20 protein-coding genes are annotated in these 16,871 nt (G+C 67.0%); 9 read left to right on the top strand and 11 right to left on the bottom strand.

What is annotated here, in order from left to right:
* The first annotated feature begins 20 nt into the window (after window positions 1–20).
* From glgA to ACZ48C_RS13400, 3 genes are all read left to right on the top strand, one after another.
* Window positions 21–1,520, top strand: coding sequence for a glycogen synthase GlgA (gene glgA / locus ACZ48C_RS13410; RefSeq protein ID WP_464781397.1), 1,500 nt, complete (start codon window positions 21–23; stop codon window positions 1,518–1,520).
* On the top strand, window positions 1,517–2,209 hold the full coding sequence (locus tag ACZ48C_RS13405) for a Crp/Fnr family transcriptional regulator (RefSeq protein WP_464781396.1): 693 nt from the start codon (window positions 1,517–1,519) through the stop codon (window positions 2,207–2,209). Before glgA ends, ACZ48C_RS13405 begins: the two co-directional genes overlap by 4 nt.
* Before the next feature lie 63 nt (window positions 2,210–2,272).
* Window positions 2,273–2,911 (top strand): UdgX family uracil-DNA binding protein, encoded by a 639-nt coding sequence (locus ACZ48C_RS13400; protein WP_464781395.1) that lies wholly within the window; start codon window positions 2,273–2,275, stop codon window positions 2,909–2,911.
* 3 nt (window positions 2,912–2,914) lie between these two features.
* On the opposite strand, the gene ACZ48C_RS13395 is transcribed toward ACZ48C_RS13400, so the two are convergent.
* Window positions 2,915–3,184, bottom strand: a complete 270-nt coding sequence (locus tag ACZ48C_RS13395; protein ID WP_464781394.1) for a DUF2188 domain-containing protein — start codon at window positions 3,182–3,184, stop codon at window positions 2,915–2,917.
* Between the two features lie 127 nt (window positions 3,185–3,311).
* On the opposite strand from ACZ48C_RS13395, the gene ACZ48C_RS13390 reads away from it, so the two are divergent.
* Together ACZ48C_RS13390 and ACZ48C_RS13385 are read left to right on the top strand one after the other, a co-directional pair.
* Window positions 3,312–3,806 (top strand): BON domain-containing protein, encoded by a 495-nt coding sequence (locus ACZ48C_RS13390; protein WP_464781393.1) that lies wholly within the window; start codon window positions 3,312–3,314, stop codon window positions 3,804–3,806.
* A gap of 11 nt (window positions 3,807–3,817) precedes the next feature.
* Window positions 3,818–3,985, top strand: a complete 168-nt coding sequence (locus tag ACZ48C_RS13385) for a hypothetical protein (RefSeq protein WP_464781392.1) — start codon at window positions 3,818–3,820, stop codon at window positions 3,983–3,985.
* Window positions 3,986–3,988: 3 nt separating this feature from the next.
* Here ACZ48C_RS13385 and ACZ48C_RS13380 read toward each other — a convergent pair whose 3' ends face one another.
* Window positions 3,989–5,059: an ROK family protein gene (locus ACZ48C_RS13380; RefSeq protein ID WP_464781391.1), complete on the bottom strand. Its 1,071-nt coding sequence runs from the start codon at window positions 5,057–5,059 to the stop codon at window positions 3,989–3,991.
* 106 nt (window positions 5,060–5,165) lie between these two features.
* Between ACZ48C_RS13380 and otsB the strand changes: the two genes are divergently transcribed.
* Complete coding sequence (gene otsB, locus ACZ48C_RS13375; RefSeq protein WP_464781390.1) at window positions 5,166–5,978, top strand: trehalose-phosphatase; 813 nt, start codon at window positions 5,166–5,168, stop codon at window positions 5,976–5,978.
* Window positions 5,979–6,033: 55 nt separating this feature from the next.
* Window positions 6,034–6,474, top strand: a complete 441-nt coding sequence (locus tag ACZ48C_RS13370; protein ID WP_464781389.1) for a PPC domain-containing DNA-binding protein — start codon at window positions 6,034–6,036, stop codon at window positions 6,472–6,474.
* On the opposite strand, the gene ACZ48C_RS13365 is transcribed toward ACZ48C_RS13370, so the two are convergent.
* Both ACZ48C_RS13365 and ACZ48C_RS13360 read right to left on the bottom strand, forming a co-directional pair.
* A complete protein-coding gene (locus tag ACZ48C_RS13365; protein ID WP_464781388.1) occupies window positions 6,471–6,986 on the bottom strand; it encodes a cupin in 516 nt (171 codons plus the stop codon). The two genes, ACZ48C_RS13370 and ACZ48C_RS13365, sit on opposite strands and share 4 nt — an antisense overlap.
* A gap of 6 nt (window positions 6,987–6,992) precedes the next feature.
* Window positions 6,993–7,292, bottom strand: a complete 300-nt coding sequence (locus tag ACZ48C_RS13360; protein WP_464781387.1) for a DUF3175 domain-containing protein — start codon at window positions 7,290–7,292, stop codon at window positions 6,993–6,995.
* 114 nt (window positions 7,293–7,406) lie between these two features.
* Between ACZ48C_RS13360 and ACZ48C_RS13355 the strand changes: the two genes are divergently transcribed.
* Window positions 7,407–7,628 carry a hypothetical protein gene (locus ACZ48C_RS13355; RefSeq protein WP_119256487.1) on the top strand — a complete coding sequence of 74 codons (222 nt, stop codon included), beginning with the start codon at window positions 7,407–7,409 and terminating at the stop codon, window positions 7,626–7,628.
* Window positions 7,628–8,425 (top strand): non-homologous end joining protein Ku, encoded by a 798-nt coding sequence (gene ku / locus ACZ48C_RS13350; RefSeq protein ID WP_464781386.1) that lies wholly within the window; start codon window positions 7,628–7,630, stop codon window positions 8,423–8,425. Before ACZ48C_RS13355 ends, ku (ACZ48C_RS13350) begins: the two co-directional genes overlap by 1 nt.
* Window position 8,426: 1 nt before the next feature.
* Here the strand turns inward: ku (ACZ48C_RS13350) and ligD are convergent, their stop codons facing one another.
* The 7 genes from ligD to ACZ48C_RS13315 form a co-directional block, all read right to left on the bottom strand.
* A complete protein-coding gene (gene ligD, locus ACZ48C_RS13345; RefSeq protein WP_464781385.1) occupies window positions 8,427–10,991 on the bottom strand; it encodes a DNA ligase D in 2,565 nt (854 codons plus the stop codon).
* Between the two features lie 3 nt (window positions 10,992–10,994).
* Window positions 10,995–11,855: a non-homologous end joining protein Ku gene (gene ku / locus ACZ48C_RS13340; protein ID WP_464781384.1), complete on the bottom strand. Its 861-nt coding sequence runs from the start codon at window positions 11,853–11,855 to the stop codon at window positions 10,995–10,997.
* A 139-nt stretch (window positions 11,856–11,994) separates the two neighbouring features.
* Window positions 11,995–12,771 (bottom strand): MetQ/NlpA family ABC transporter substrate-binding protein, encoded by a 777-nt coding sequence (locus tag ACZ48C_RS13335; protein ID WP_119256483.1) that lies wholly within the window; start codon window positions 12,769–12,771, stop codon window positions 11,995–11,997.
* Between the two features lie 41 nt (window positions 12,772–12,812).
* Window positions 12,813–13,481: a methionine ABC transporter permease gene (locus tag ACZ48C_RS13330; RefSeq protein WP_119256482.1), complete on the bottom strand. Its 669-nt coding sequence runs from the start codon at window positions 13,479–13,481 to the stop codon at window positions 12,813–12,815.
* A complete protein-coding gene (locus ACZ48C_RS13325) occupies window positions 13,471–14,505 on the bottom strand; it encodes a methionine ABC transporter ATP-binding protein (RefSeq protein ID WP_464781383.1) in 1,035 nt (344 codons plus the stop codon). The genes ACZ48C_RS13330 and ACZ48C_RS13325 overlap by 11 nt, the downstream gene beginning before the upstream one ends.
* A 317-nt stretch (window positions 14,506–14,822) precedes the next feature.
* Window positions 14,823–15,203 carry a DUF983 domain-containing protein gene (locus ACZ48C_RS13320; RefSeq protein WP_119256775.1) on the bottom strand — a complete coding sequence of 127 codons (381 nt, stop codon included), beginning with the start codon at window positions 15,201–15,203 and terminating at the stop codon, window positions 14,823–14,825.
* 148 nt (window positions 15,204–15,351) lie between these two features.
* Window positions 15,352–16,758, bottom strand: coding sequence for an aminotransferase-like domain-containing protein (locus ACZ48C_RS13315; RefSeq protein ID WP_464781382.1), 1,407 nt, complete (start codon window positions 16,756–16,758; stop codon window positions 15,352–15,354).
* Between the last annotated feature and the right edge of the window lie 113 nt (window positions 16,759–16,871).

The following is a 16,871-nucleotide window of genomic DNA, read 5'->3' as shown; positions in this document are numbered from 1 at the left end:
GGAGTGTCACCTGACGGGCCATGAACGTTCTGTCGACTGTTTCCGAGGTTTTTCCTCTCATCAAGACCGGGGGATTGGCGGATGTCGCGGGGGCCCTTCCCAAGGCGCTGCGGTCTCACGGCATCCTCGTCTCGACGCTCGTGCCGGGCTACCGCGCGGTGCTGGAGCACCTGCCCCGGCGCACGCCGGTGGCCCGGCTCGACGGCCTGCTCGGCCATGATGCCGTCCTGTCGCGGGCCGAGGCCGACGGGCTCGACCTGCTCGTGCTCGAAATCCCCGAGCTTTACGACAGGCCCGGCGGCCCCTATCTCGACGGCGAGGGGCGGGACCATCCGGACAACTGGCTGCGCTTTGCCGCCTTTTCGCTGGCCGGGGCAAGGCTCGCGCTCGGGGAAGTGCCGGCGGTGCGGGCGGATATCGTGCATGTCCACGACTGGCAGACGGCGCTTGTGCCGGTCTATCTGCGCTATGCGTTCCGCAGCTCGCTTCCGGTAGTCTGCACCGTCCACAACCTCGCTTTCCAGGGGCAGTTCTCCTTCGATATCGCCGGCCGGCTCGGCCTTCCCGACGCAGCCTTCGGTATCGAATGCCTCGAATATTACGGCGGCGTCGGCTTCCTGAAGGGTGGGCTGCTCTCGTCCGACGTGGTGACCACCGTCAGCCCCACCTATGCGCGGGAAATCCTGTCGCCGGAGCTTGGCATGGGGCTCGACGGCGTATTGCAGGTGCGGCGCTCGGCGCTTTACGGCATCGTCAACGGCATCGATTCCGATATCTGGAATCCGGCGTCCGATCCGCTCGTTCCCCGCCGCTACGATGCGCGCTCGCTGCCGCGCCGGCAGGCGAACCGCGCGGCGGTGCTGTCGCATTTCGGTCTCGGGGATGCCGGCGGGCCGCTCTTTGCCGCGCTGACGCGCCTTGCCTGGCAGAAAGGCGCGGACATGATTCCGGATGCCGCCGAGGAAGTCGTGCAGCATGGTGGCCAGTTCGTCGTCTGCGGCCAGGGCGATGCGGCGATAGAGGAAGCGCTCGGGGAGTGCGCCCGGCGCCACCCGGACCGCGTTGCCGTGCATATCGGCTATAGCGAGGAGCTCGCCCATCTCATCGTCTCGGGCTGCGACGTGCTGGTGCAGCCGTCCCGCTTCGAGCCCTGCGGCCTTACCCAGCTCTATGCCATGCGCTACGGCGCCATTCCGCTGGTCGGGCGGACGGGCGGGCTCTCCGAGACGATCATCGACGCCAACGAGGCGGCGATGGCGCGGGCCGTCGCCACGGGGTTCCAGTTCCACCCGATCGAGCCGCACAGTTTCCGCGAGGCGGTGCGCCGCGCTTGCGAGGCGTTCGAAGACCGGGAGGCCTGGGCCAGCCTGCAGCGGCAGGCCATGAAGGCGGATTTTTCCTGGGACCGCAGCGCCTTCCAGTATGCCCAGCTTTTCGAGGCGCTGCAGGCGGCGTGGCAGACGGCCGGCGTGCTGCCGGCCGAGCCTGAGCAAACCCATTCCGGGGGGACGGGTCCGTGACGCAGCAGAACAGGCTTCTGGCGGCGCTCGGCCCGGAGGAGCGCGATGTCCTCCTGTCCCTGATGACAGATGTGGCCCTGCCGCAGGGGCTGGAGCTCTCCCAGCCCCTGTCGCCGATCGACTATTGCCATTTTCCGAGCACGGGGATCATCTCGACGGTGGTCGTGTCGCCGACGGGCAAGCAGTCCGAAATCGGCATCATCGGGCGGGAAGGCATGTCGCCGTCGTCTGCCATCCTCGGGACGGATCGCAATCCGTTCCGCACGGTCATGCAGGTCGACGGGCGCGGCTGGCGCATCCGGCGGGAGGATTTTCAAAAGCAGGTGGAGGAGCGTCCTGCCTTCCGGGTCGTCATGCTGCGCTGGGCGCAGGCCTTTTCCTGCCAGGTCGCCTTCACGGCGCTTTCGCAGGCCGTCGACCATGTCGACGAGCGCCTCGCCCGCTGGATCCTGATGTGCCACGACCGGGTGGACGGCGACCGGCTGGCCCTGACGCACGAATTCCTGGCGGTGATGCTCGCCGTCCGGCGGGCGAGCGTCACGACTGCGCTGCATGTGCTGGAGGGCAACGGCTTCATCTATTCCCAGCGCGGCATCATCGTCATCCGCAACCGCGCGGCCCTGCAGGCCTTCGCGGCGAATTCCTATGGCGAAAGCGAGCGGGAATATGCCCGCCTCTTTCCCTCGTGAGGTGAGGAACAACCGGCAGGCTTGCGGATTGAAGGGAGGCAGTCATCCGCTGGGAATACGGTCATGCTGAAGAAGGCGAGCACGCCGGCGCCGGCTTTTCAGGAACACGCGCAAGGCGATATCGAGGCGATGCACGCCGCGGCGGCGGAATGCCGGCGCTGCGACCTCTACCGCGAGGCGACTCAGGTCGTTTTCGGCGAGGGCGCGAAGCGGGCGCGGGTGCTTCTCGTCGGCGAGCAGCCGGGCGACCGGGAGGACCAGTTCGGCCATCCCTTTGTCGGTCCGGCCGGGCGTTTCCTCGACGGCTGTCTCGAGGAGGCCGGCATCGACCGCTCCGCCTGCTATCTCACCAATGCGGTCAAGCATTTCAAGTTCAAGCGCTTCGGCAAAAGGCGCATCCATGAAAGGCCGAATACCGGCGAGGTCCGGCAATGCGCCTGGTGGCTGGGCGGCGAGATCGAGCAGGTGAAGCCGGCACTTCTCGTCGCGCTGGGCGCGACCGCCACCTTCGCCCTTCTCGGCAAACGCCACGCCGTCACCGCAGATCGCGGCCGCATCGTCGAGACGGAAAGCGGCGTGCCGACGCTGATCACCGTTCACCCTTCCGCGCTTCTGCGCAGCCGCGGCCGGCCCGATGCCGAGCAGGAGCGCGGCCGCTTCGTGGCGGAGCTGCGCAAGATCAGGCCGTTTCTCGAAAACTGAGCGTCAGGCCGGCGGCTCGTCCGTAGCCGTCACGGCGGAATCCTCCACCTCGGTCTCCGGCCGGTCCCGCCCCGCCGCCACCTCGTTGTGCCACCGGCCGTCCTCGTCCTCATAGGAGATGAAGCGGTCCTCGTCGCTTCTTTCGTGCCGTTCGGCCGCAAGGCGGGCGGCTGCGAGCGCTTCGGCATGGTTGGGGAATGTCTCGGAAAAGACGTCGTCCAGCTGGTAGGCCCAGCCGTCTTCGTGCGGCACGACATGATAGGTGATCGGCATGATGCGCTCCCTGGTTGTCTCGATGCGGAAGAAACCGGCCGTGCGGCAAATGGTTCCGGCATGGCGGAACAATGGGCGGGCGGATCGGTTCGAACCTCCTCAGGCATAACAAGCGACGGAGATGACGATGAACGGCCGCAAGCAAGCCCCCCGCGAAGACGACTTTCGCGATTACGAACAGCGCGACATCCGCGACGGCTGGCCCTATCCGGACAATGACGGCGACCTGAACGACGGGAAGAACGCGCCCTACGGCGCGCCGGGGACCAATTTCGACGCGCGCGACAACAAGGGCGTGGAGGTCGAGGCCGATCCCGACCTGCGGGACGTCGACGGCGCGCCCATGCCGTTTTCCGACGGGAACGAGGAGGCGATCGCCGACGACGACCTCGAGGCGCGCATCATGCAGACGCTCGAGAACGACGAGCGGGTCGATCTCGACATGCTGGAAATCACCATCCGGGACGGTGTCGCCGAGCTGGACGGGGCGGTCGACAGCGAGGACGACCGGCGCCATCTCATAGGGCTTCTGCGGCGGGTGAAGGGGCTGCGGGACGTGCGGGCGGAGGGCCTGTTGGCGCGCGGCGTCGACAGCCATGTCCCGCGCGATGTCGACGAATAGAGGAGATCGTCATGACCATCATCCCCAACGAGCCCAATCCCGGTCCGACGCCGGTGCCGGACCTTCCGCCCATCGACAAGCCGACGCCACCGATCAAGGAGCCGGAGCCCGACCGCCTGCCCGACGAGGAACCCAACCCCAATCCGGACGAGAACGACGATCCTCCAAAGCACATATAGGTGTCAGGCGTCGGTGCGGGAAAAGCTCGCATTGCCGAGGCCCGTGCCGATCGTCACGGCGGCCCAGTTATCGACATCCGCCATGCGCGGCAGCTCTGAAAGCCCCTGCACGACCGCGTCATTGTGCATGATGATGAAGGTGGGCTCGTCGGCGATCTCGGGGATTGCCTTGCGCAATGCGTCGGGCAGGTTGAAATGCGTGCTTTCCCAGTTGCCGCCCGGAAGGTTCTGTCCGCCGCGGGCGATGGCGCCGTCCGGCGCGATGATGCCGGGGCAGCCGATGCCGATCACCGGGGCGAGCGCGAGCTTGGCCTTTTGCGCCTTGCCGATCAGCGCCCCGATCATGTCGACGAGATACTCGATGGTGGCGGTGCGGCGGGGCTCGTCGTCGGCATGGCGCCACAGCTCCGATTTCCAGACTTTCGCCCTGGAGAAATCCGGCTTGTCGTCGAGGTTGAGCTTGACCACGCCGGCGCGGATGTTCGTGCCGCCGATATCGACGGCGAGGATCGCGTCATGGCCCTTCAGCATCCAGGAGGGAATGAGATGCACCGCGCCGATGAGGCCGGCTTCGTCAGGGTGATGGGAGATCGGCACCAGTTCCAGCTTCAGGCCCTCGGCATTGAGGAGAAGCTGCGCGCGGGCGATCGACATCAGGCCCGATTTGCTGTCGCTGAAACCGCCGCCGACGGCGATCTTCGTCGTCCCCTGCCAGTCCTTTTCCTTCATGTAGCGGGCGAGGATGGCGGCCAGGTCCCTGGCGAAGTCGTCTATCGCGGCGAGCACCAGCGCAGCGGCATCCGATGTCTCGTCCTTGAGGAGGGCGTCGATGTCCTTCTTCGACAGGTCCTCCGTGGCAACGTCGCCGAGGGGGTCCTCGCGGCCTTGGCGCACCCGCCGGCGCCAGCCGTCGATGGCGTCGCGGAAGGCGGCTTTGTTGGCCTGGTCGCCGATGAAGCCGTTGCGGTCGCGCAGCTCCAGATTGCAGCTCCTGACGCGCACGGCGGGCAGGTCCGTCGCTCCGTGGGCGATGGCGGGATGATACTCCTCGGCCTTCGCGCTCTGCTTTCCCATATCGCCTCCCACCGTTCCAAAACTGCGAAGTGAGAATGCGGCGGGGTAAAACTTGTTCCCAGATGCCCCCTTGCCGCCCGGCAAATGCGATCTACTTGCAGGACCCATGAGCGAACAGGAAAAATTGCAGCCGACCGATGCGGCGACCCGCCATCTCGTCCGCCGCCTGATCGACGAGCCGGACCGTTGGGCGCTCTTCCTCGATATCGACGGAACGTTGCTGGACCTTGCGACGACGCCGGACGCCATCCAGGTTCCGCTGTCGCTGCCGGTCGACCTTGCCGCGGTCTCGGGCCGCCTCGGCGGCGCGCTGGCGCTGGTGACGGGCCGGAGCCTCTCCTATGCCGACGGGCTCTTCGCGCCGCATCGCTTTCCGATCGCCGGCCTGCACGGCGCGGAGTTCCGGGCGGCCGACGGGGCGACCTCGGCGGTCGCGCAGACCTCCGGCTTCGACGCGCTCAAGCGCCGGCTGGTCGAGGAAACCGCGTGGATGGAGGGTGTGCTGATCGAGGACAAGGGCGCGGCCGTCGCGGCGCATTACCGGCTGGCGCCGGCCTACGACACCGCGCTGGAAAAGATCATGCGCGATTTCGCGGAGGCGGCGGGGCCGGCCTGGGTGCTGCAGCCCGGCAAGATGGTCTTCGAGATCCGCCCCTCGCGGGCCGACAAGGGCGAGGCGGTCGCCTCCTATCTGGAGCAGCCGCCCTTTCTCGGCCGGTTGCCGGTTGCCGTCGGCGACGACCTGACGGACGAATCGATGTTCGCGCTTGCCAATGCGCGGGGTGGCCAGTCGATCCGGGTGGGCTCGCTCTCGACGGCGACCTGCGCCCTTGCCAAGTCCTCGTCGCCCTCGGCCATCCGCTCGGCGCTCGCGACCATCGCGGCGGCGGGCGCGCGCAAGGAGGCCGCGGCGTCCTGAGCCCGGGAACCGGATCGGTTCTCGCGCCTTTCCCTTCGACGAAGGGAGACGAACGATGCAGCACAAACTTCTGGCAAGCGATGCGGGCGAGCGCACCTTCATCCTCGTTCTCGAGGAAGGGGACGAGGCTTTTTCCTGCCTGACCGGGTTCGCGAAGCGCGAGGGCGTGACGGCGGCCTCGATCACCGCCATCGGCGCCTTCCGGGCCGCCACCATCGCCTTCTTCGAATACGAGACGAAGAATTACAAGAAGATACCCGTGGAGGTGCAGTCGGAGGTGCTGAGCCTCATCGGCGACGTCGCGCTCGACGACGACAGCAAGGCGAGCCTTCACCTGCATGTCGTGCTCGGCCTTTCCGACGGCAGCACGAGGGGCGGGCATTTCCTCGAAGGCCATGTACGTCCGACGCTGGAGGTGGTGCTGCGCGAAACGCCGGCCAGGCTGCGCCGCCGGCACCGCAGTGATCTCGGCATCGCCCTGATCGACCTCTGCTAGCGCGTGGCACCCTCTCGCCAGAGCGAGAGAAGCGGGCCGGCGATGCCGTAGACCGGATCGCTTGCCGGGATCGGCAAGGCGGCGATGATCTTCAACTCGCCGGGCGTCGCGGCTTGCGTTTCGATATCCGCGTGCTGGCCCGGCGGATAGCCGCCGACCACCAGGAAGTCGTCGCTTGCGGACATCCGCCTGTGGCCGGTGCCGGCGGGCAGCACAAGGCAGTCGCCGGAGCGGACATCGAGGGTGGCGCCCTCCGGTCCGCCGATCAGGAGCTCCGCCTTGCCGCCTGCGATGCCGAGAACTTCATGCGCGCCGACATGGTAGTGCTGGTAGGAGAAGACGCCGTTGCGCCAGAGCCCCTGCCACCCCGCGTCGTGGAACATCCCTTCGAAGGCGCGGGCTGGGTCGTCCTCCTTGCCGCCGAAGAGGTCGCGATAGACCAGCACCGGCAGGAAGGGATGGTTGGGCACCCATTCGCTCGGGGGGAAGAACAGCGTTTCCGGTTGCTTCATGTCGCCTCACTTGCCGCCTTTGGGGGCCTTGCCGAAATCCTTGCGCAATTCGTCCTTGGCCTTTTCCAGCGTTTGGCGCCGCTGCGCCGAGAGCTGGTCGCCGGCCCGGTTGATATAGAATGTGAGCATGGACATGGCCGAACGGAAAGGGCTCGATTTGCGCCGGTCGCTCCGTTCGGCGGACTGCTTCAGGGAATCGGCGATCCTGCTGGCGCTGCGCTGCTTGAAGATGCCGTCTTTCAGGTCGAGCGCGTCGCTGTTTTCGGTCACGTCCTGCGACCATTTCTTCTTCCTGCTCTTTGTCATCTTCCTTCTCCTTCACCGTGCGAGTCGAACCGCGCCGCCGGTCGAATGTTCCCGGAACCCAGGGCGATATGGCGCATTAGAGGAGACGATGCGCGTTTGCGGAGGTTCGAACCCATGGACAACAAGGACCGGCTGATCCTGGCGCTGGCGGCGCTGCTGCGCGCCGAGCGGGAGACCCGCGGCGCCCTGATGGAAGCGCTGGAGGAGGATTCCATCTCGCGCGAAGCGCTTCTCGCCATCCTGTCCGATCCCATTCCCATCGTCACGCAGGAGGATATCGAATTCGCCGAGCGTTTCGCCATGTCCCGCCACCTGCCGATCGGGGGGAAGGGCTGATGGCGCCGCGCTCGTTCTGGAAGGGCTATCTCAAGCTTTCGCTCGTCACCTGCCCGGTGGCGATGTCGCCGGCGATTTCGGCGGAGGACAAGGTCCGCTTCCGGACGCTGAACGTGAAGACGGGCAATCCCGTCGTCAGCCGCTATGTCGATGCTGTCACCGGCAAGGCGGTGAACGAGGACGACGAGGTGAAGGGCTATCCCCACGGGGAGGACGACTATGTGATGCTGGAGGACGAGGAGATCGACGCGGTGGCGCTGGAAAGCACGCGCACCATCGATATCGAGAGCTTCGTGCCGCGCGAGAGCATCGAATGGATCTGGTACGATTCCCCGCATTATCTCGTGCCGAACGACACGGTGGGCGAGGAAGCGTTCTCCGTCATCCGCGAGGCCATGGCCGCGACCGGCACCGTCGGCATATCGCGCCTCGTGCTCTATCGCCGCGAGCGGGCGGTGATGCTGGAGCCGCGCGGCAAGGGCATCGTGCTCTGGACGCTGCGCTACGGCGACGAGGTGCGCGACGAGAAGGATTATTTCGCGGGGCTGAAGGACGCCAAGCCCGAATCCAGGGCTCTCTCGCTGGTGAAGACGCTCATCAAGGAGCGGACGAAGGACTGGGACCCGAAGATGGCGGACGATCCGGTGCAGGACCGGCTGCTCGACATCATCGCGGCCAAGAAGAAGGGCCGCAAGCGTCCCGCGAAGGCCAAGGCGCCGCCGCCGACCTCGGGCAATGTCGTCAATATCATGGATGCGCTACGCAAGAGCATCAAGGCGGAAGGCAAGGGCAGGTAGCTCAGCCCCCCGCCTTCGCCTTCAGCGGCTTGGCCGCCTTCCTGAAATCCTCCCACGGGTCGGAGCGAAGCGCCGCAAGGCGCGTCGGCGTGTTGTCGACGGTGAAATAGGCCGGGCCGATATCGGGGCTGAGCTCGCTCCATGCCAGCGGCATGGAGACCGCCGCGCCGGGGCGGGCGCGCGTGGAATAGGGCGCCACGGCGGTCATGCCGCGCTGGTTGCGCAGGTAATCGATGAGGATCTTGCCGTGCCGTTTCGACTTGGTGATGGTGGAGACGTATTTGTCGGGGCTGTCCTTCGCCATGGCGTCGGCGATGCCCTTGCAGAAGGCCTTGACGGAAGGCCAGCGCGCGGAGGGCTTGAGCGGGGCACAGACATGCAGGCCCTTGCCGCCGGAGGTCTTCACGAAGGCCGCAAGGCCCGCCGCTTCGAGACGCTTGCGGGTCTCCTCCGCCGCGTCGATGACGGCCTGCCATGCCACGCCCTCGCCGGGGTCGAGGTCCATGATGATGCGGTCCGGCCGCTCCCAGTCGGCCAGCGTCGAGCCCCAGGGGTGGATTTCCAGCGTACCCGCCTGCACCAGCCCCATCAGGCCGTCGAGATCCTCGATGGCGACATAGGGCTCGTCGTCCTTCTCCGCCGGGTCCTGCACCTCGACGACATGGGCGTTGATGCCCTTCCAGGCGTGCTTCTGGAAGAAGGTCTGCCCGTCGATGCCGCCCGGCGCGCGCAAGAGGGCGAGCGGCCGGCCGACGATATGCGGCGCGATATAGCGCCAGACGTCCGTGTAATAATCCGCAAGCCCCTCCTTGGTGACACCCTCGGCGGGCCAGTAGACCCGGTCGGGATGGGTGAGGCGCACGGTGCGGCGTGGCGGCTTTTCGGCCCGGGGGGCGGCCGCGGCTTTTTCGGTGGCTTTCGACTTCGGCACTTCGGCAACGACCTCCGTGGCTGGCTTGTCTTCCCTCAGGCCCCGGAAGGCAGCATGGCGCAGATGCCCGTCGGCCGTCCAGGCCCGGAATTCCACTTCCGCCACCAGTTCCGGCCGCACATAGCGCGCCTGCCGGGCTTCCTCCGCCGTCAGCTTGCGGGAAAAGGGGCTCTCGTCCGTCCGCATGCGGTTCAGCCGCCGGAAGAGATCGGCGGCGACGCTCGCGCTGAAGCCGGTGCCGACGCGGCCGACGGGGTCCAGCTTGCCGTTGCGGTAGACGCCGAGCACCAGCGAGCCGATCGCCTGGCGCGAGACGGTGGAGGGGACATAGCCGCCGATGACGAATTCCTGCCGCGCCGAGCATTTCGACTTGATCCAGCTCTTGCTGCGCCCTTCCCGATACGGCGCGTCGCGCAGTTTCGAGACGACGCCCTCGAGGCTGAGGCGGCAGGCGTGGTTCAGCACCAGCGCGCCGTTCTCGTCGAAATGCTGGCTGTAGCGCAGGATGCCCCCGGTTCCCGGCACGAGCTTTTCGAGCAGGGATTTTCGCTCCTCCAGCGGCATGCGCGTCAGGTCGTAGCCGTCGAGATGGAGAAGGTCGAAGAGGTAGAAGACGAACCGGTCGTCGCGCCCCTCGCTGAGATCGGCCTGAAGCGCGGAGAAGTCCGATGCGCCGGCGCCGTTCTCCACGACAAGCTCGCCGTCGATCAGCGCCGTGCCGACGGGCAGGTCCTTGAGTGCCGAGACGACGGCCTTGCCGAATTTCTTCGTCCAGTCGAGCCCGCTGCGGGTGAGGAGCTTCACGCGGCCGGCTTCGATGCGGGCCTGAAGCCTGTAGCCGTCGAACTTGATTTCGTGCAGCCAGCGCTCGCCGACCGGCGGGGAAGCGGCCAGCGTCGCCAGCGTCGGGGGCAGGAAGTCGGGCAGTTTCGCCTTGCGGGAACCCTTGAGGCCGGCGGGGTCGGGGGCCGTGGCCTCCTCGGCCGCCGGCTCCGTCTTCTTCGCCCTCGCCGTCTTTCCGGCGGCCGATTTGCGGATGCGTCCGGTCTTCGAGGACCAGCCGGGTTCCTCGCCGGCGACATCGGCGATGTCTCGCCCGGTCTTCACCGATTCCGGCCGCTCTTCGAGAAGGTCGTCCTCGCCCTCGGGCACCGCGAATTCGTCCTCGCCCTTGATCAGCAGCCAGTTCTCGCGCTTTTCGCCCGGCCTGCCGTGCATGCGCACGAGATGCCAGCGGCCGTGCAGCTTCTCGCCGTCGAGCTCGAATTCCATATGGCCCTTGGCATAGGCCTTGCGGGCGTCGCCGAGCGGCGTCCAGGTGCCGCGATCCCAGACGATCACCGTGCCGCCGCCATATTCGCCCTTGGGGATCGTGCCCTCGAAGTCGCCGTATTCCAGCGGGTGGTCCTCCACATGCACGGCGAGGCGCTTCTCGCTCGGCACGAGGCTGGGGCCGCGCGTCACCGCCCAGCTTTTCAGCACCCCGTCCATTTCGAGGCGGAAGTCGTAATGCAACCGCGTGGCGTCGTGCTTCTGGATGACGAAGCTGTGGCCGCTCCTGCGGCCCTTCCTGCCCTTCGGCTCGCCGGTGGACGTGAAGTCGCGTTTCTGCCGGTAGACGTCCAGCGTCGCCATGGGTCACCCTGCCTTTCGCCGGGTCGCTGCCGGCTTGCGTGTCGATGCGGCCTTTTTCGCGCCGCCGCGTTTTGCCTTGCCGGGCTTGCCCGTCTCGCCGGCGCTCTGGCGCAGCGCTTCCATGAGGTCGATGACCTTGCCCTCGGCCTTCGGCCTGACGGGCCTGATCTTGCGGCCTTCGATCTTCGCCTTCACCACCTCGGCCAGCGCGGCATCGTAGCGGTCGTCGAATGTCTTCGGGTCGAAACGGCCGCTCTTGGTGCGGATGATGTGCTCGGCGAGGTCCAGCATCTCGCCCTTCAGCCTGATATCGGGAATGTCCGCGAAGGCCTCTTCGGCCGGGCGCACTTCGTAGTCGTAGTTGAGCGTGGTGGCGACGAGGCCTTCGCCATGCGGGCGGATGATGAGGGGGCGCATGCGGCGGAAGAGCACGGTGGCGGCGAGCGCCGCCACGTCCTTCGCCTTCATGCCGTCGCGGATCAGCGCGAAGGCCTCCGCGCCGTGGCGGTCGGACGGCGCGAGATAATAGGGCTTGTCGAAATAGAGGTCGTCGATATCGGCGCAGGCGATGAAGGCCTCGATATCCATCGTCTTGTCGCTCTGCGGCACCGCCGAGGCGACTTCCTCGGCGTCGAGCACGATATAGTCGTTCTCGCCGGCCTCGTAGCCCTTCGCCTGGTCCTCGCGCTCCACCACCTTGCCCGTCTGGCTGTCGACGAATTCCCGGTGCAGCCGGTTGCCGGTGCGCCGGTTGAGCATGTGGAAGGAAATGCGCTCGCTCGTCGAGGCGGCGGTGTAGAGCGCGACCGGGCAGACCAGCTCGCCCACCTTCAGGAAACCTTTCCAGTTCGCTCTCGGTGCCACATCCGCACTCCCGCTTCAAAGCGGGTGCAATGCGGACGGGCCGTGATTGTTCCGCGTGGCCAGATGGGGCCGGAAACGGATACGGCGCCCTTCCGTCTGGAAGAGCGCCGCATCGCATGCTCGGGCTGGTGCCTTGGGCTTACCAGGCGGGGATCAGGGCGCCCTTGAACTCGTCGTTGATGAAGGCCTTGATGCTGTCGTCGTGATAGGCTTCGACAAGGGTCTTGACCCAGGGGGCGTCCTTGTCGGCGCGGCGCACGACGATCACGTTGGCATAGGGCGACTCGCTGCCTTCCATGGCGATGGCGTCGGTCTTCGGGTGAAGGCCCGCTTCCATCGCATAGTTCGTGTTGATGACGGCGGCGTCGACGTCATCCAGCGAGCGGGGGAGCTGCGCGGCGTCGAGTTCGGAGAACTGGATGTTCTTCGGGTTCTCGATGACGTCGGCGGGGCCGGCCTTCAGGCCCGCTTCCGGCTTGACCTTGATAAGGCCTTCCTTGGCGAGGATGAGCAGCGCGCGGCCGCCGTTCGTCGGGTCGTTCGGGATGGCGACGGTCGCGCCTTCGGCAAGCTCGCCGAGGTTCTTCACCTTCTTGGAATAGACGCCCATCGGCGTGGTGATGGTCTTGCCGACGCTGACGAGATCGAAGCCGCGGTCGGCGATCTGGTTGTCGAGATAGGGCTGGTGCTGGAAGGAATTGGCGTTGAGGTCGCCATCGGCCAGCGCCTGGTTCGGCACGACATAGTCGGAGAATTCCAGGATCTCGATGTTGAGGCCCTTCTTGGCGGCGACGTCCTTGACCTTCTCCATGATCTGCGCGTGCTCGCCGGGCGTGACGCCGATCTTGATGTCTTCGGCGAGCGCCGGAACGCTGATGAGGGCGGCGAGGGCCGCCGAGACGAGGAACTTCATCATGTGTATCTCCTTGAGGTTACATGGATTTGAAAGGAAAGGCGTCAGCTCTTGCGGTTACGCTTGTCGAAGCGCCGGGCGAGCGCGTCACCCGCGCTCTGGACGAGCTGCACGAGGACGATAAGCACGACCACCACGGCCAGCATCACCTCGGGCATGAAGCGCTGGTAGCCGTAGCGGATGCCGAGGTCGCCGAGACCGCCGCCGCCGACCGCGCCGACCATGGCCGAATAGCCGATCAGGCTGACGATGGTCATGGTGAAGGCAAGCAGGATCGCCGGGCGGGCCTCGGCGAGAAGCACCTTGAAGACGATCTGCATGGGTGTCGCGCCCATGGCGCGGGCCGCCTCGATCAGCCCCTTGTCGATTTCCCGGATCGCCGCTTCGACGAGACGCGCGAAGAAGGGAACGGTCGCGATGGTCAGCGGCACGATGGCCGCCGTGGTGCCGATCGACGTGCCGGTCAGGAGGCGGGTGAAGGGAATGATCGCGACGACGAGGATGATGAAGGGCGTCGAGCGCGCCGCGTTGACGATCAGCCCGATGGCATAGTTCAGCGCCGGCGCGGGGAAGAGCTCGTTCCGGCCGGAGGTGGCAAGGAACACGCCGATCGGCAGGCCGATCAGCGAGCCGACGAGGCCGGAGACGGCGACCATGTGCAGCGTCTGCAGCAGGGACTTCCAGAGCAGGTCGAAAAGCATGTCAGGCGACATAGCCGAGCACCTCCGTGGAAAGGCCGGTTGCGGCATAGAAGCGATCGGCGCGCTCGATGACCTCGGGCGTCGCCGGATAGGCGACGACCAGCGTGCCGAAGGGCTCGCCCGCAATCTCCTCGATGGAGCCGGCGAGGATGTTGACGTTGCCGCCGATCTCGGTGACGAGCCGCGCCGTCAGCGGCTGGAAGGCCGTTGCGCCGAAGAAGGTGAGACGCACGAGGACGCGGTCGCCCGCCGAGGGCGCGGCCTTCACGCCGGACCGCAGCCATTCCGGCAGGCTGGTGCCGAGCGTGGAGGAAAGAAGGATCTTCGTCGTCTCGTGCTTCGGCGCCGTGAAGATGTCGAAGGTCGGCCCCTGCTCGACGATGCGGCCCTTGTCGATGACCGCGACATGCGAGGCGATGGTCTTCACCACCTCCATCTCATGCGTGATCAGCAGCACCGTCAGGCCGAGATCGGCGTTGATCTGCTTGAGAAGGGCGAGGATCGACTGGGTGGTTTCCGGGTCGAGCGCCGAAGTCGCCTCGTCGGAGAGCAGCAGCTTCGGCGCGGTGGCGAGCGCGCGGGCGATGCCGACGCGCTGCTTCTGTCCGCCGGAAAGTTCGGAAGGGTAGCGCTCCGCCTTGTCGCCGAGGCCGACGAGATCGAGAAGCGGGCCGACCTTCGCGCGGATCGCGGCGCGGTCCAGCCCGGCGATCTCGAGCGGCAGGGCGACATTGTCGAAGGCGGTGCGCGAGGACAGGAGATTGAAGTGCTGGAAGATCATGCCGACTTCGCGGCGCAGGCCCCTGAGGCCCGCGTCGTTCAGCCCGCCGACTTCCGTGCCGTCGACGACGACCCTGCCGGAGGTCGCCTTTTCCAGCCCGTTGACGAGGCGGATGAGCGTCGATTTCCCCGCGCCCGAGCGGCCGATGATGCCGGTGATCGCGCCGCGCCCGACCGTCATGTCGACGCCGTCGAGGGCGAGGAAGGCGTCCGCGGCCGTGCCGTAGCGCTTGGTCACGCCTTCGAAGGTAACCATGGGCGCAAGATCCGCTCGCTCATGCGAGGCGGTGCTGCCCGCGGCGGTTGGAAGTGTCATGTTCGGTTCACGCTTTCAGTCAGATCCTGGAGGAGATAGCATCGCTGCGGTGCCCTTGCGAGATGCAAGGCCATCCGGTTGGGGGCGACCCGCTGTCACATCCTGTCGCTCTCGGTCTCACGAAAAGCTTTAACGTGTCTTGCGGCCCGGTGAAAGTGTCCCGGAAGACGGGGCACGGGGCCTCTTTAGCCGGCCTGAGGCCGCTGTTCAATTGTCCTTTGGCAGGAGGCGTTCCGGGTGTGGACCGCGGGCTGCCTCTATTCCTGCCGGCGCACCAGCTTGCCCTCTTCCGCCTTGTAGAAGAACTGGCTTGCGACGAGCCAGCCCTTGAGCGGGCGCAACGGCGGAATGCAGGTGAGCAGCATGAAGGGGCCGGTCACCAGAAGCTGCGTCAGCAGCGAGGCGCCGAAGGCGACCTCCAGCCAGACGGCGAGCGCGACGCTCGGCACGCAGGCGAAGCAGATGACGAAGAAGGCGGGACCGTCCGCCGGGTCGGCGAAGGAATAGTCGAGGCCGCAGGCCTCGCATTTCGGCGCGAGGGTCAGGAACCCCTTGAAGAGATGACCCTGGCCGCAACGCGGGCAGCGGCCGCGGATCCCCGTCTGCATCGGTGGCAGCGAGGGATAGGTGTCATTCATGGCATGCATCCTTTCCATGGCATTCAATCCAATCATTAATGCTGTCATATGGATGCTTGAATGCAGTCAATCTGTCGAGCAGACATACTGACGCAGGCGCGCGGGCGGAGATCGCGCGCGGCTGTCCGAGGGCGGGAAGAGGATTGATTCAGAAGAACGAGCCGGCCATTTCGGGCGGGCCTTCGAGGGCATGCGCCATGAATTCGAGGGCGGAGCGGAGCTGCGGGCGGGCGATGGGGCCGCCGAGGCAGACGCGCACGGCCTCCGGCGGCGTGCCGTCGACCGTGAAGGCGTCGCTCGCGACGACGCCGAGGCCGCTGTCGCGCATATAGGCGCTGAAGGTGGAGCGGGTCCAGCCATGCGGCAGGGGCAGCCAGATGTTGAAGCTCAGCGGGTCGGCGGCATGGCTGCCTGCCGGCAGCAGGCTTGCGGCGAGCGCCTGGCGCTCCGCCGTTTCGATGCGGAGGGCCGCGAGGATCGCCTCGACCGTGCCGTCCTCGGTCCAGCGCGTCGCGAGCGCGGCGGTGAGCGGCGAGGCCATGACACTGCCGGCCCGCATCGCGCCGGCGAAGGACCAGAGCGCGCGGCTGTCGTCCGGCGCGGCGACATAGGCAAGGCGCAGGCCCGCGCCGATGCATTTCGAAAGGCCGCCGATATGCCAGGTGAGGTCCGGCGCATGGGCGGCAAGGGGCGCCGGCCCGTCGGCGGGAATGAAGCCGTAGGCGTCGTCCTCGACGATGGGCACGCGGTATCTTTGCGCCACGGCGGCGATTTCCGCGCGGCGCGCGGCGGGCATGGTCAATGTCAGGGGATTGTGCAGCGTCGGATTGAGATAGAGCGCCTTCGGCCTGTCGCGCTCGCAGGCCGCCGCGAAGGCGTCCGGCAGGATGCCGTCGCCGTCCATCGGCAGGCCGGCAAGGCGCAGGCGGAGCTGGGCGGCGATGGAGCGGATGCCGGGATAGGTGATGTTTTCCGAGAGCACCGTGTCCCCGGCGGCGGCGAGCGTACCGAGGATCGCAAGCAGCGTTGGGTGCGTGCCCGGCGTGACGAAGATGCGCTCCTGCGGCGGCGTGAGGCCGCGGCGCGCGAGCCACAGCGCGGCGGCCTCCTTGTCCACGGCCGCGCCGCCGAAGCCCTGATAGCGCAGGAGTGGGACGAGATCGGCCGAAAGCGTAGCGAGCCCGCCGCGCATGCGGGCGAGAAGGGCTGGATCGTCGGGCTCGGGCGGCATGTTCATCGACGGGTCGACGATGGCGGCGCGACGCGGATCGGCGGGCGTGTCGGCAGGCGGGACGCCGGCCGGGGCCGCGGCATTGCCGGTCACGAAGGTACCGCGGCCGACATGCGATTGCACGAGCCCGCGCTTCTGTGCCTCCAGATAGCCGCGCGCCACCGTGGTAACGTCGATGGCAAGGCGCTTGGCCAGCGCCCGGTGCGTCGGCAGCTTGTCGCCGGCCGCCAGCAGCCCGCTGCGCAGGTCCGCCGCGATCAGGTCGGCGATCGCCATGTAGAGGGGGCTGTCACTTTGGCCGAGATCGGGATGCCAGTTCTTCATGCCGGGGATTCCATGCGCTGCGGATATTGACTGTATATTGCCTGCATGTGCATCTGTCATCCACCGCTTCCGGACAAAGCGTCGCAAGGAAGCCTTGCCGTTGCCGCCCGCCA

This window comes from Shinella sp. 1A1 (assembly GCF_055379515.1).
This window is presented reverse-complemented; position numbering and strand designations above follow the sequence as displayed.

Bases quoted from the DNA above. Each gene is read 5' to 3' on its own strand.
- ACZ48C_RS13360 (WP_464781387.1), bottom strand. From the start codon at position 7,292: ATGACAAAGAGCAGGAAGAAGAAATGGTCGCAGGACGTGACCGAAAAC.
- ACZ48C_RS13355 (WP_119256487.1), top strand. From the start codon at position 7,407: ATGGACAACAAGGACCGGCTGATCCTGGCGCTGGCGGCGCTGCTGCGC.
- ACZ48C_RS13395 (WP_464781394.1), bottom strand. From the start codon at position 3,184: ATGCCGATCACCTATCATGTCGTGCCGCACGAAGACGGCTGGGCCTAC.
- ACZ48C_RS13325 (WP_464781383.1), bottom strand. From the start codon at position 14,505: ATGGTTACCTTCGAAGGCGTGACCAAGCGCTACGGCACGGCCGCGGAC.
- ACZ48C_RS13390 (WP_464781393.1), top strand. From the start codon at position 3,312: ATGAACGGCCGCAAGCAAGCCCCCCGCGAAGACGACTTTCGCGATTAC.
- ACZ48C_RS13370 (WP_464781389.1), top strand. From the start codon at position 6,034: ATGCAGCACAAACTTCTGGCAAGCGATGCGGGCGAGCGCACCTTCATC.
- ACZ48C_RS13365 (WP_464781388.1), bottom strand. From the start codon at position 6,986: ATGAAGCAACCGGAAACGCTGTTCTTCCCCCCGAGCGAATGGGTGCCC.
- ACZ48C_RS13400 (WP_464781395.1), top strand. From the start codon at position 2,273: ATGCTGAAGAAGGCGAGCACGCCGGCGCCGGCTTTTCAGGAACACGCG.
- ligD (WP_464781385.1), bottom strand. From the start codon at position 10,991: ATGGCGACGCTGGACGTCTACCGGCAGAAACGCGACTTCACGTCCACC.
- ACZ48C_RS13335 (WP_119256483.1), bottom strand. From the start codon at position 12,771: ATGATGAAGTTCCTCGTCTCGGCGGCCCTCGCCGCCCTCATCAGCGTT.
- ACZ48C_RS13385 (WP_464781392.1), top strand. From the start codon at position 3,818: ATGACCATCATCCCCAACGAGCCCAATCCCGGTCCGACGCCGGTGCCG.
- otsB (WP_464781390.1), top strand. From the start codon at position 5,166: ATGAGCGAACAGGAAAAATTGCAGCCGACCGATGCGGCGACCCGCCAT.
- glgA (WP_464781397.1), top strand. From the start codon at position 21: ATGAACGTTCTGTCGACTGTTTCCGAGGTTTTTCCTCTCATCAAGACC.
- ku (WP_464781386.1), top strand. From the start codon at position 7,628: ATGGCGCCGCGCTCGTTCTGGAAGGGCTATCTCAAGCTTTCGCTCGTC.
- ACZ48C_RS13380 (WP_464781391.1), bottom strand. From the start codon at position 5,059: ATGGGAAAGCAGAGCGCGAAGGCCGAGGAGTATCATCCCGCCATCGCC.
- ACZ48C_RS13315 (WP_464781382.1), bottom strand. From the start codon at position 16,758: ATGAAGAACTGGCATCCCGATCTCGGCCAAAGTGACAGCCCCCTCTAC.
- ACZ48C_RS13320 (WP_119256775.1), bottom strand. From the start codon at position 15,203: ATGAATGACACCTATCCCTCGCTGCCACCGATGCAGACGGGGATCCGC.
- ACZ48C_RS13330 (WP_119256482.1), bottom strand. From the start codon at position 13,481: ATGTCGCCTGACATGCTTTTCGACCTGCTCTGGAAGTCCCTGCTGCAG.